11 protein-coding genes are annotated in these 11,857 nt (G+C 69.2%); 7 read left to right on the forward strand and 4 right to left on the reverse strand.

Annotation, left to right across the window (positions count from 1 at the left end; genetic code table 11):
* The 3 genes from FUT87_RS06105 to FUT87_RS06115 form a co-directional block, all read left to right on the forward strand.
* Positions 1-917: class I SAM-dependent methyltransferase (locus FUT87_RS06105; RefSeq protein ID WP_147240418.1), on the forward strand; the 917-nt coding region annotated here is incomplete at its 5' end.
* A 150-nt stretch (positions 918-1,067) separates the two neighbouring features.
* Positions 1,068-1,655, forward strand: coding sequence for a PAS domain-containing protein (locus FUT87_RS06110; RefSeq protein ID WP_091732693.1), 588 nt, complete (start codon positions 1,068-1,070; stop codon positions 1,653-1,655).
* Between the two features lie 71 nt (positions 1,656-1,726).
* Positions 1,727-2,464 carry a GntR family transcriptional regulator gene (locus FUT87_RS06115; RefSeq protein ID WP_147240419.1) on the forward strand — a complete coding sequence of 246 codons (738 nt, stop codon included), beginning with the start codon at positions 1,727-1,729 and terminating at the stop codon, positions 2,462-2,464.
* 16 nt (positions 2,465-2,480) lie between these two features.
* Here FUT87_RS06115 and FUT87_RS06120 read toward each other — a convergent pair whose 3' ends face one another.
* Positions 2,481-3,224, reverse strand: a complete 744-nt coding sequence (locus FUT87_RS06120; protein WP_147240420.1) for an aspartate/glutamate racemase family protein — start codon at positions 3,222-3,224, stop codon at positions 2,481-2,483.
* A 104-nt stretch (positions 3,225-3,328) separates the two neighbouring features.
* Here FUT87_RS06120 and FUT87_RS06125 point away from each other — a divergent pair, with 104 nt between their 5' ends.
* Genes FUT87_RS06125 through FUT87_RS06140 form a run of 4 tightly spaced genes read left to right on the forward strand, consistent with a single transcriptional unit; the run spans position 3,329 to position 7,416 of the window.
* Complete coding sequence (locus FUT87_RS06125) at positions 3,329-4,348, forward strand: ABC transporter ATP-binding protein (protein ID WP_147240421.1); 1,020 nt, start codon at positions 3,329-3,331, stop codon at positions 4,346-4,348.
* 54 nt (positions 4,349-4,402) lie between these two features.
* Positions 4,403-5,656: a PotD/PotF family extracellular solute-binding protein gene (locus FUT87_RS06130; RefSeq protein WP_147240422.1), complete on the forward strand. Its 1,254-nt coding sequence runs from the start codon at positions 4,403-4,405 to the stop codon at positions 5,654-5,656.
* Positions 5,657-5,663: 7 nt separating this feature from the next.
* The gene (locus FUT87_RS06135; RefSeq protein WP_147240423.1) at positions 5,664-6,533 is read left to right on the forward strand and encodes an ABC transporter permease; all 870 of its coding nucleotides are present in this window, start codon (positions 5,664-5,666) and stop codon (positions 6,531-6,533) included.
* 1 nt (position 6,534) lies between these two features.
* The gene (locus FUT87_RS06140; protein WP_147240424.1) at positions 6,535-7,416 is read left to right on the forward strand and encodes an ABC transporter permease; all 882 of its coding nucleotides are present in this window, start codon (positions 6,535-6,537) and stop codon (positions 7,414-7,416) included.
* Between the two features lie 16 nt (positions 7,417-7,432).
* Here the strand turns inward: FUT87_RS06140 and garD are convergent, their stop codons facing one another.
* From garD to FUT87_RS06155, 3 genes are all read right to left on the reverse strand, one after another.
* Positions 7,433-9,010 carry a galactarate dehydratase gene (garD, locus tag FUT87_RS06145; RefSeq protein ID WP_183480590.1) on the reverse strand — a complete coding sequence of 526 codons (1,578 nt, stop codon included), beginning with the start codon at positions 9,008-9,010 and terminating at the stop codon, positions 7,433-7,435.
* A 75-nt stretch (positions 9,011-9,085) separates the two neighbouring features.
* Entirely contained in the window at positions 9,086-10,450 is a 1,365-nt protein-coding gene (locus FUT87_RS06150) for an MFS transporter (protein WP_147240425.1), read from the reverse strand.
* Between the two features lie 106 nt (positions 10,451-10,556).
* The coding region (locus FUT87_RS06155) for an aldehyde dehydrogenase family protein (RefSeq protein ID WP_147240426.1) at positions 10,557-11,857 on the reverse strand (1,301 nt) is incomplete at its 5' end.

Here is an 11,857-nt window from a genome sequence, read left to right on the forward strand (position 1 = left end):
ACGAGGCGCTGCGCGCCGATGGCGTGCGTCGCCACACCCGGGCCGAGAACAAGGCCGCCATCGCCTTCCATTACGACCTATCCAACGACTTCTACGCGCTCTGGCTGGACCCGGCGATGGTCTACTCCTGCGCCTATTACGAAAACGAGGACACCAGCCTGGCCCAGGCCCAGTGGGCTAAGCTGGACCACATCTGCCGCAAGCTGCGGCTGCAGCCCGGCGAGGAGCTGCTGGACATCGGCTGCGGCTGGGGCGCGCTGGTGATGCATGCGGCGCGTCATTACGGCGTGAAGGCCATCGGCATCACCCTGTCCGAGCGGCAACTCGCGCTGGCCCGCCAGCGCATCGAAGCCGCTGGCCTGCAGGCACAGGTGGAGGTGCGCCTGTGCGACTACCGGGACATGAGCGGGCAGTTCGACAAGGTGTCCAGCGTCGGCATGTTCGAACACGTGGGGCTCAAGAACCTGCCGACCTACTTCGGCAGCGTGCATCGGCTGCTCAAGCCCGGCGGGCTGTTCCTGAACCATGGCATCACCCATGAGGAGGACGGGTGGGGGCAGGCGCTGTCGTCCAAGTTCATCAACCGTTATGTTTTCCCGGACGGCGAGCTCGACCGGGCCAGCAATGTGATGCGGGTGATGGAACAGCAGCAGTTCGAGCTCCATGACGTCGAGGGACTGCGGATGCACTACGCGCGCACGCTGCGCGCCTGGGTGGCCAAGCTCGAGGAGGGGCATGAGCAGGCGCTGCAGTACGTGGACGAGGCGCACTACCGGATCTGGCGGCTGTACATGGCCGCGTCGGCGCTCGAATTCGAGACTGGCGAGCTGGGCCTGTACCAGATCCTGGCCAGCAAGCGCGACGGCGGGCCGGCGCCGGTTCCGCTGACCCGGCGCTACATGTACGAGCCGCGGTAGGGGATCGCCGATCGGCGATCGGCGGTCGACCCGGCTGTCAAGCCCCAAGCGGCTCGCGGGTGGCGCGCCTGTGGCGCGACGGCACGGCTCCCCGTTCCGAGGGAGAACCGGCGTTGACCCCGCCCGGCGTGGCGCGCAAGATGCCCCGCCATGGGGATCCGTCATGATGAAGTCAGGCGCTGGCGGACGGCGATCGAGCGGGGCGCCTTCGGCGTCTGGGACTTGAATCCGCCGCTGGAGCTGGTGCATTACTCGCCGCGCTGGAAGGAACACCTGGGCTTTCCGCATCCGGAGCAACCGGACAGCACCGCGTTCTGGCGCTGCCGCGTCCATCCCGAGGACCTCGAGCCGATGATGCTGGCGCTGCGCGCGCATTTCGACGGCTTCACCGACACCTACGAGCAACGCTTCCGGCTGCGCAGCAATGGCTCGGGCTACCGGGCGGTGCTGTCGCGGGGGAGGGTGGTCCAGCGGGATCACCGGGGCAACGTGCTCCGGATGCTGGGCACGATGGTCGACCTGACCGAGCGTCCGGTGACGCCCTACGACGACCGCTTCCTGGGCGAGCACCTGTCGCCCGCGGCGCTGGGCTGCACGCCGTTCCACGCGCTGCTGGGCGTGCCCGCGACCGACGCGGCTCCGTACGACCCGCGGCGCGACGATGACGCGGCCCAATTGCTGGACCAGGTGGCGGAGATCCTGGCGGCGTCGTTCAGGCAGGCGACCTGCGGGGCATGAGCGACAGCTGCGTTTTGTCGACAATCGCGCGCACATAATCGCAGCCTTGTCTTCCCGCCCTTGCCGCCGCCATGCCGCTGACCAATCAGGAAATCTACGAGCGCATCTACACCGCCATCAGCGAGCGGCGGCTGCTGCCCGGGACCAAGCTGAATGAGGAACGCCTGGCCAGCGCCTTCCAGGCCAGCCGCACGCGCATCCGCGAGGTCCTGAACCGGCTCAGCCAGGAACTGGTGATCGACCTGCACCTGAACCGGGGCGCGTTCGTCGCCAGCCCGACGCCGCGCGACCTCAGCGATGTCTTCGCCATGCGCCGCGCCGTGGAGCGCGCCGTGGCCGCGCAGCTGAGCGCCGAACTGGCGGGGACCGCCGGCCAGTCGCAGCTGGCGGCGATGCGCCAGCACCTCGCGCACGAGGCCGATGCCCGCGCCGCCGGCGACCGCGCGGCGCTGGCGCAACTGACGGGCGCCTTCCACCTCCGCTTGGCGGAATGCACCGAGAACCGGTTGTTCATCGACACCGTGCGCCGCCTGGTGGCGCTGACCGGCCTGGCGATCGCGCAGTACGACGCGCTGGCGTCCAGCGCCTGCCCCGATCACGAACACGACGACATCGTGGCCGCCATCGAGAGCGGCGATGCGCGCCGTGCCGAGCGCCTGATGCTGGAACACCTGGCGCACGTCGAGCAAGGCATCCGTCCCCCGGCCGAAACGGCGGGCGAGATGGACTTCCGCCAGATCTTCCAGCTCGAGCCCGAGGCGCCGGCCCGGGGCGCCAAGCCCCGCCGCAAGTCCGCGGCCAAGGCGTGATCGCCGCCCTCCGGGCCTAGGCCGTGCGGTCCTGGCCGAAACCGGCGGCCCATCCGGTCCAGCGCTTGGCGAGCGGCGGCGCGTAGTCGCCGCCCTTGGCGGTTCGCAGCCGCAGGGCCGACAGGGCCTCGGCCAGCTTCACCGCCACCGCCAGTCCGTCGATCACCGGCACCTCCAGGCGCCTTTGCAGTTCCTCGCACAGCGAGGCCATCCCGGCGCAGCCCAGCACGATGGCCTCGCTGCGATCGCGCGCCAGGGCCACGCGCGAGGCCGCTTCGATCCGCGCCAGCGTGGCCTCGTCGCACGACTCCAGCGACAGCACCTCGATGTCGGTGCCGTGGATGCCGCGGCAGGTCGACTCGCAGCCATAACGGCGCACCAGCCGCTCGGCGATCACGCAGGTGCGCGTCATCGTCGTCACGACCGAGAACCCCGTCGCCACGATGGACGCGGCCTGGAAGGCCGCCTCCGCGATGCCCAGCACCGGCCCGGGCAGCGCCTCGCGCGCCGCGTCGAGTCCGGGGTCGCCGAAGCAGGCGATCACGGTGGCGTCGAAGCCCTCCCGCGCCGCCAGCAGCGCCTGCTCCGCCACGCCCGCCGCGCCGAAGGCGTCGTCGAGATGCCCCTCGATCGACACCGGCCCGAAGCTGGGGCAACGGGCCACGATCTCGGTGCCCGCTGCGGCCACCGCCCGGGCCGCTTCCTCGATGCCGCGGGTCATCGGCAGCGAGGTGTTGGGGTTGATCAGCAGTAGCTTCATTGGGGCTCCCTGCACCGGCAAGGTGCTTTGTGCATGCAGTTGGTGCGACTTCAAGTCGACAACAGAGTCGATGATATGGCACAGCTTATGCATACAAAAATCCCATGACGACTGCACGCAACGATCTGGAACTGATTGCGCTGACCAAGCGATATGGCGATGCCACCGCGGTGGCCGGCATCGATCTGCGCATTGCAGGGGGCAGCTACTGCTGCCTGCTCGGGCCGTCGGGCTGCGGCAAGACCAGCACCTTGCGCATGATCGCGGGCCATGAGGTGCCGACCGAGGGCCACGTCCTGCTGTCGGGTCGCGAGATCACCCCGCTGTCGCCGGCGGAGCGCGGCACCGCGATGATGTTCCAGAGCTACGCGCTGTTCCCCCACCTGAGCGTGCTGGACAACGTCGCCTTCAGCGCGCGCATGAAGGGCCAGCCGAAGGCTGAGCGCGAGGCGCGTGCGCGCGAGTTGCTCGAGCTGGTCCACATGACGCCCTATGCGACGCGCCTGCCCGCCGCGCTCTCGGGCGGCCAGCAGCAGCGCGTCGCACTGGCCCGCGCGCTGATGACGCAGCCGCGCGTGCTGCTGCTGGACGAGCCGCTGTCGGCGCTCGATCCCTTCCTGCGTGTGCGCATGCGCGCCGAGCTCAAGCGCTGGCATCGCGAGCTCGGCATGAGCTTCGTGCACGTCACCCACTCGCAGGAGGAAGCCCTGGCGCTGGCGGACCTCGTCGTCGTCATGAACCAGGGCCGCATCGAGCAGGCCGGCCCGCCGCGAGCGGTGTTCGAGCGGCCCCGCACCGAATTCGTCGCGCGCTTCATCGGCGCCCACAACGTGATGGAGACCCCGGCGGGCAAAGTCGCGGTGCGCTGCGACCGGGTGCTCGTCGGCCGCGGCGGCGCGACCGGAGAAGCGGCCATGCCGGCCACCGTGCTCGACGTCGAATACCAGGGCAGCCAGGTGCTGGTCCATCTGGGCGCCGACAGCCATCGCGAGCTCGATGCGGCGGCGGGTCCCGACTGGACCGCCGCGATGAGCGACAGCCAGTTCCATGCGAGTCCGCTGAACCCCGGCGACCGCGCCACGATGCGTTGGCTCGAGGCCGACGTCCATGTGCTCGAGGCCTGAGCCGCCCGAGCCCCGATCACCGACCCCCAGCCACCCTTCTTGAGGAGCCGCCTGATGACCACCCGCCGCCAATTGCTGAAGACCGCCGGCGCCGCCACCGTCGCTGGTGCCGGCACGATGGGCTTCCCGTTCGTGCATGCCCAGGCCAAGCCCGTCCTGCGCTACCTCGGCACGGCGGTGAACCAGGACAAGGCGATCGCCGAGAAGTTCGAGGTCGACACCGGCATCAAGATCCAGTACATCGCCGTGACGACCGATGACGTGTCCAAGCGCGCGGTGACCGCGCCCAACAGCTTCGACCTGATCGACACCGAGTACTTCAGCCTCAAGAAGATCCTGCCGACCGGCAACCTGCAGGGCATCGACGCCCGGCGGATCAGGAACGCCGACCGGATCACGCCGCTGTTCACGCGCGGCGAGGTCGGAGGCAGGAAGGTCGGCGACCAGGGCACGGCGCCGAAGAAGGTCATGTACCTGGAGAAGCCCGACGCGAAGACCTTCGCCGCCGCGCCGACGCAGTACATGACGCTGATCCCCACCGTCTACAACGCGGACACGCTGGGCATCCGGCCCGACCTGATCAAGCGTCCGATCGAGAGCTGGAAGGAGCTGCTGAACCCCGAGTTCAAGGGCAAGGCGGCGATCCTGAACATCCCGTCGATCGGCATCATGGACGCGGCGATGGTGGTCGAGGCGGCGGGCCTCTACAAGTATCCGGACAAGGGCAACATGACCCGCAAGGAGATCGACCTCACGATCAGGACGCTGATCGAGGCCAAGCGCGCCGGCCAGTTCCGCGCGCTGTGGAAGGACTTCAACGAGAGCGTCAACCTGATGGCCTCCGGCGAGGTGGTGATCCAGTCGATGTGGAGCCCGGCGGTCACCGCGGTGCGCACCAAGGGCATCGCCTGCAACTTCCAGCCGCTGAAGGAGGGTTATCGCGCCTGGGCCGCCGGCTTCGGCGTGCCCAGGACGCTCAAGGGCCGGCAACTGGACGCCGCCTACGAGTTCATCAACTGGTTCCTCGACGGTTGGGCCGGGGCCTACCTGAATCGCCAGGGTTACTACAGCGCGGTGCTGGACACCGCCAAGGCCCAGATGGCGCCCTACGAGTGGGCGTACTGGATGGAAGGCAAGGCGGCCGAGAAGGACATCAAGAGCCCCGGTGGCGAGCTGCTGGCCAAGGCCGGCGAGAAGCGGGACGGCGGCAGCTACGAGCAGCGCATGGGCGGCATCGCCTGCTGGAACGCGATCATGGACGAGAACGCGTACATGGTGCAGAAGTGGAACGAGTTCGTTGCGGCGTGACGGCGCGATGAAACCGCAGATCTCCGCGTGGCTGCAGGCCGGTCCGCTGGCGGCCGTGTTCGCGCTGTTCTTCGTCGTGCCGCTGGTGCTGGTGGTGGTCGTGAGCTTCTGGCAGGCGACCGACTACGAACTGATCCCGGCCTTCACGACGCAGGCCTATGCCGACGTGTTCCGAGGCTGCGCGGACACCTCGGAACTGTGCGTCACGCTGAAGACCTATGGCTCGACGCTGAAGTTCGCGGTCCTGACCTGGGCCCTGACGCTGGCGATCGGCTTCACGATCGCCTACTTCCTGGCTTTCCATGTCCGCACGACGCTGATGCAGACGGTGCTGTTCCTCGTCTGCACCGTGCCGTTCTGGACCAGCAACGTGATCCGGATGATCTCGTGGATCCCGCTGCTGGGGCGCAACGGCCTGGTCAACCAGACGCTGCTCGCCACCGGTGCGGTGGACCGGCCCGTGGAGTGGCTGCTGTTCTCGGACTTCTCCGTCGTGCTGGCGTTCGTGCACCTCTACACGATGTTCATGATCGTGCCGATCTTCAACTCGATGATGCGCATCGACCGCGCGCTGATCGAGGCCGCGCGCGATTCGGGCGCGAGCGCCTGGCAGACGATCCGGCATGTCGTGATGCCGCTGTCCCGGACCGGCATCCTGATCGGCTCGATCTTCATCCTGGCGCTGGTCATGGGCGACTTCGTGACCGTGGGCGTGATGGGCGGCCAGCAGATCGCCTCCGTCGGCAAGACCATCCAGGTGCAGGCGGGCTACCTGCAGTTCCCGGCCGCCGCGGCCAATGCCGTGGTGCTGCTGGCCGTGGTCCTGCTGATGATCGCTGCGCTGATGCGGCTGGTCGACCTGAGACGGGAGCTCTGAGATGAGCGATGCCACGCGGCGCCCCGGCGCCTTCTTCGCGCTCGCCGCCTTCTTCGGGCTCTTCGTGCTGTTCCTCTACGGGCCGATGATCGCGATCGTCGCGCTCAGCTTCCAGGGTCCGGAGGGCGGCCTGACTTTCCCGCTGCGCGGCTGGTCGCTGCATTGGTTCGCGAAGCTCTGGGAAGGGATCGGCGTGGTCGACATCGGCGGCGCGTTCCGCCGGTCGCTGGCGCTTGGCGGCGTCGTGATGGCGCTGACGGTGCTGCTGTCGCTGCTGGCCGGGCTCGCCTACCGCAAGCGGTTGCCGGGCGGGACGCTGCTGTTCTATGCGGTGGTGGCCAGCCTGATCATGCCGTCGATCATCGTGTCGCTGGGCATCGGGCTGGCCTTCCGGCTGCTGGATGGCGGCATCAGGACGGTGCTGGAGGGCCTGGGCGCGAGCTGGGCCGACGACTACGGGACGGCGCTGGGCCTGTTCACCTCGGGCCTGGGGGCGCAGCTGACCTGGACGCTGCCGTTCGGGCTGCTGATCATGTTCGCGGTGTTCAACCGCTTCGACCGGGCCTACGAGGAAGCGGCGCGCGACCTCGGCGCGACGCGGTGGCAGACCCTGCGCCATGTCGTGCTGCCGCTGATCGGCCCGAGCCTGGTGGGGGTCGGCATGTTCGGCTTCACGCTGAGCTGGGACGAGATCGCGCGCTCCTCGCAGACGATGGGCGACCTGAACACGCTGCCGATGGAGCTGCAAGGCCTGACGACGACGGTGACCACGCCGGTCATCTATGCGCTCGGCACGGTGACGACCGTGGTTTCCTTCGTGGTGATCGGGCTGGCGCTCGCGGTGGCGTGGGGGATGCGGCGGCGGAGTGTCCGACGTCGGTGAGCCGCTCGCGTCGACCTCAAGTCACCGGCGCCGGATTGAACAGCACCAGCGCATTGGCCAGCCGGTGCTGTTCCGCCCACGTCTTCCTGCCCGAGGCGACGTCCAGCATCATCCGGAACATCTCCCAGCCCATCTCCTCGATGGACTTCTCGCCATCGGCGATCTGCCCGGCATTGAGGTCCATCAGGTCATGCCAGCGCCGCGCCAGGTCGCTGCGCGTGGCGACCTTGATCACCGGGCACTCCGCCAGGCCGTAGGGCGTGCCGCGGCCTGTGGTGAACACATGCAGGTTCATGCCCGCGGCCAGCTGCAGCGTGCCGCAGATGAAGTCGCTGGCCGGCGTCGCCGCGTAGATCAGCCCGCGCTGGTCGCGCGCCAGCTTGTCGCCCGGCGACAGCACGCCCGAGATCGCCGAGCTGCCGCTCTTCACGATCGATCCCATCGCCTTCTCGACGATGTTGGACAGCCCGCCCTTCTTGTTGCCCGGCGTCGTGTTGGCGCTGCGGTCCACGCTGCCGCGCCGCAGGTAGGCGTCGTACCACGCCATCTCGCGCACCATCGCCTCGGCCACCTCCGGCGTGCTCGCGCGCGAGGTCAGCTGCGCGATGCCGTCGCGCACCTCGGTGTTCTCGCTGAACATGACCGTCGCGCCGGCCCGCACGAGCAGGTCGGCGCAGAAGCCCACCGCCGGATTGGCCGTCACGCCGGAGAACGCGTCGCTGCCGCCGCACTGGACGCCGACCACCAGCTCCGACGCGGGCACCGTCTCGCGGCGGCGCGCGTTCAGGCGCTCCAGATGCACCTTCGCCTGCGCCATGACCGAGTCGATCATCGACATGAAGCCCACATGCTTCGCATCCTGCAGGCAGACCACATCGAGCGCATCGCCCTGGGCATCGGCCGCGCCGGCGCCGCGCTGGTCGGCGATCGGGATCACGCCGGGCGGCATCAGCCGCTCGGGCTGCAGCTTCTCGCAGCCCAGGCTCACGACCATCACCTCGCCGCCGAAGTTGGGATTGAGGCTGATGTTGCGCACGGTGCGGATCGGGATGACCGCGTCGGGCGCGTCGATCGCGACGCCGCAGCCGTAGGTGTGCGCCAGCCCGACGACGTCGTCGACATGGGGGTACCTGGGCAGCAGCTCGCGCTTGATGCGCTCGACCGCGAACTCGACGACGCCCGCGACGCATTGCACCGTCTGCGTGATCGCCAGGATGTTGCGCGTGCCCACCGAGCCGTCGGCGTTGCGGTAGCCCTGGAAGGTGTAGCCCGTCAGCGGCTCCAGCGCCGGCGCCCGCACCGTGGCCATCGGCAGGCCCTCGAGCTCGCGCGCCGGCGGCATGCGCAGCACCCGCTCGTGCACCCAGCTGCCGGCCGGGATGTCCTGCAGCGCGTAGCCGATCGGCACGTTGTAGCGCAGCACGGCGGTGTCGGCCGGCAGGTCCACCAGCGCGACCTTGTGGCCCTGCGGCACGTGGTGGCGCAGCACCAGGCCGGAGGGCAGCACCGTGCCCTCGGGCAATCCGCCGTCGTTGGCGACGATGGCGACGTTGTCGGCCTCGTGCATCTGCAGGGTCAGCGGGGAGGTGATCATGGAAGTTCCTGGGTCAGGTCAACCTGGGGCGAGGGCGCGGCGGCCACGCGGCCGCACGCCCGGTGGGTCGGAAGGTCAGACGGGCTTGAGCTCGACACGCTTGATCTCGCCGACGATGAGCAGGTAGCTCAGCACCGCGACCAGCGCATGCGCGCCGACGAAGACCAGCGCGCCGTTGAACGAATGCGTCGTCTGCACGATGTAGCCGATCACGATCGGCGTGACGATGCCGGCGACGTTGCCGAAGGTGTTGAACAGCGCGCCCGACAGGCCGGCGATCTCCTTGGGCGAGGTGTCCGACACCACGGCCCAGCCCAGCGCCCCCAGGCCCTTGCCGAAGAACGCCAGCGCCATGATGCCGACGACGACCGCCTCGATGCCCACGTAGTTGCACGCGATCATCGAGGTCGACAGCAGCATGCCCACCACGATCGGCAGCTTGCGGGCGAAGGTCAGCGAGTGGCCGCGGCGCAGCAGCCAGTCCGAGATCACGCCGCCCAGCACGCCGCCCGCGAAGCCGCAGATCGCCGGCAGTGCCGCGACGAAACCGGCATTGAGCAGCGACATGCCCCGTTCCTTGACCAGGTAGATCGGGAACCAGGTGAGGAAGAAGTAGGTGAGCACGTTGACGCAGTACTGCGCGAGGTAGACGCCCATCAGCATGCGGTTGGCCAGCAGCTGCTTCAGGTAGCCGAGTCGGGGACCCGCGACCCGCGCGGCCTGCGAGGTCTTGTCCGAACCCGACAGCAAGGCGCCGCCGGCCTCGATGTACTCGCGCTCCGCGGCGCTGATGGACGGATGCTCGGCCGGGCTGTTGTGCATCGTGCGCATCCACAGGACGCTCATCAGGATGCCCAGGCCGCCCATGAAGTAGAAGACCTCGGACCAGCCGATCGCATGCACGATCCACGCCATGATCGGCGCGAACAGCACGGTGGCGAAGTACTGCGCGGAGTTGAAGATCGCCGACGCCGTGCCGCGTTCCTTCACCGGGAACCAGGCCGCGACCATGCGGCCGTTGGCCGGGAAGGACGGCGACTCCGACAGGCCGACCATGAGGCGCATCAGGAACAGCGCCGAGACCGCCAGCGGCAGCCCGAACAGCATCTGGTCCATGCCCATGTGGTGCACGCTGCCCTGCAGCATCGTGAACAGCGACCAGAGCAGGATGCTCCAGGCATAGACCTGCTTGGCGCCGAATTTGTCCAGCAGCCAGCCGCCGGGCAGCTGGCCCAGCACGTAGGACCAGCTGAAGGCCGAGAAGATGAAGCCCATCTGGACCGCGTCGATGCCGAGTTCCTTGGACAGCACCGGGCCGGCGACGCCGACGGTGGCGCGGTCCGCGTAGTTCAGGACCGTCACGACGAAGATCATCGCCAGCACGCCGAAGCGTGCGCGGCCGATGCCGCTCGCGGCGGCGGAGGAGAGGGATAACTGCATGTTGTCTCCGGATCGTATCGAGGGCCGGTCTGCGCCGGCTTGCGTCATGCCATCGGGCGCGCGGGCCTGGACCCCGCGCCGCCCTCATGCCTGCATCACACGTGGATCACGCTTGCGTGTACGCGGTCTTCACCGTCGTGTAGAACTCGGCGGCGTACTTGCCCTGCTCGCGCGGGCCGTGGCTGGAGGCCTTGCGGCCGCCGAAGGGCACGTGGTAATCGACGCCCGCGGTGGGCAGGTTGACCATCACCATGCCGGCCTGCGCGTGGCGCTTGAAGTGGGTGGCGTGCTTGAGCGAGGTGGTGGCGATGCCGGTGGCCAGGCCGAAGGGCGTGTCGTTGGCCAGGGCCAGTGCCTCGTCGTAGTCCCTGGCCTGGATGACGCTCACCACCGGGCCGAAGACCTCTTCCTGGTTGATGCGCATCGCGGGCGCGGTGCCGGTGAAGAGCGCGGGCGTCAGGTAGAAACCGGGCGCGCCCGCGCTGCTGGTGGGCAGTGCCTCGCCGCCGGCGGCCAGCGTCGCGCCCTCGGCCTTGGCGATGGCGATGTACTCGAGGTCCTGCGCGAGCTGGCGTTCGTCGACGACCGGACCGATGTCGGTGCCGGCCGTGCGCGCGTCGTCGACCTTGAGCGCCTTCATGCGCTCGACCACGGCCGCGACGAAGCGGTCATGGATGCCCGCGGTGACGATCAGCCGCGAGGACGCGGTGCAGCGCTGGCCGGTCGAGAAGAAGCCGCTGTTGACCGCGGCGGCGACGGCCACGTCGAGGTCGGCGTCGTCCAGCACGACGAACGGATTCTTGCCGCCCATCTCCAGCTGGAACTTCGCGCCGCGCGCGACGCAGGCGGCGGCGACCCGCTGGCCGGTGGCGACGCTGCCGGTGAAGCTGATCGCGTCGACCTGGCGGTTCTCGAGCAACTCGGCGCCGACCTCGGCGCCACGGCCCATCACGAGGTTGAAGACGCCATCGGGCAGGCCGGCGCGCTTCAGGATGTCCGCGAGCTGCCAGGCCGAGCCCGGCACCAGGTCCGCCGGCTTGAGCACGACGCTGTTGCCGAAGGCCAGCGCGGGCGCGATCTTCCAGGCGGGGATCGCGATCGGGAAGTTCCACGGCGTGATCAGGCCCACCACGCCGATCGGCTCGCGCGTCACCTCGACGCCGACGCCCGGGCGCACCGAGGGGATCACCTCGCCGCCGACGCGCAGCGCCTCGCCGGCGAAGAACTTGAAGATGTTGCCGGCGCGCACGACCTCGCCGATCGCCTCGGGCAGCGTCTTGCCTTCCTCGCGGGCCAGCAGGTCGCCGAGCTCGGCCCGGCGCGCCAGGATCTCGGTGCCGGCGGCGTCCAGCACGTCGAAGCGCTGCTGCGGCGTGCTCGCCGCCCACGCGGGGAACGCGGCCTGCG

This window comes from Mitsuaria sp. TWR114, assembly GCF_007997345.1.

Bases quoted from the DNA above. Each gene is read 5' to 3' on its own strand.
- FUT87_RS06110 (WP_091732693.1), top strand. From the start codon at position 1,068: ATGGGGATCCGTCATGATGAAGTCAGGCGCTGGCGGACGGCGATCGAG.
- FUT87_RS06115 (WP_147240419.1), top strand. From the start codon at position 1,727: ATGCCGCTGACCAATCAGGAAATCTACGAGCGCATCTACACCGCCATC.
- FUT87_RS06120 (WP_147240420.1), bottom strand. From the start codon at position 3,224: ATGAAGCTACTGCTGATCAACCCCAACACCTCGCTGCCGATGACCCGC.
- FUT87_RS06125 (WP_147240421.1), top strand. From the start codon at position 3,329: ATGACGACTGCACGCAACGATCTGGAACTGATTGCGCTGACCAAGCGA.
- FUT87_RS06130 (WP_147240422.1), top strand. From the start codon at position 4,403: ATGACCACCCGCCGCCAATTGCTGAAGACCGCCGGCGCCGCCACCGTC.
- FUT87_RS06135 (WP_147240423.1), top strand. From the start codon at position 5,664: ATGAAACCGCAGATCTCCGCGTGGCTGCAGGCCGGTCCGCTGGCGGCC.
- FUT87_RS06140 (WP_147240424.1), top strand. From the start codon at position 6,535: ATGAGCGATGCCACGCGGCGCCCCGGCGCCTTCTTCGCGCTCGCCGCC.
- garD (WP_183480590.1), bottom strand. From the start codon at position 9,010: ATGATCACCTCCCCGCTGACCCTGCAGATGCACGAGGCCGACAACGTC.
- FUT87_RS06150 (WP_147240425.1), bottom strand. From the start codon at position 10,450: ATGCAGTTATCCCTCTCCTCCGCCGCCGCGAGCGGCATCGGCCGCGCA.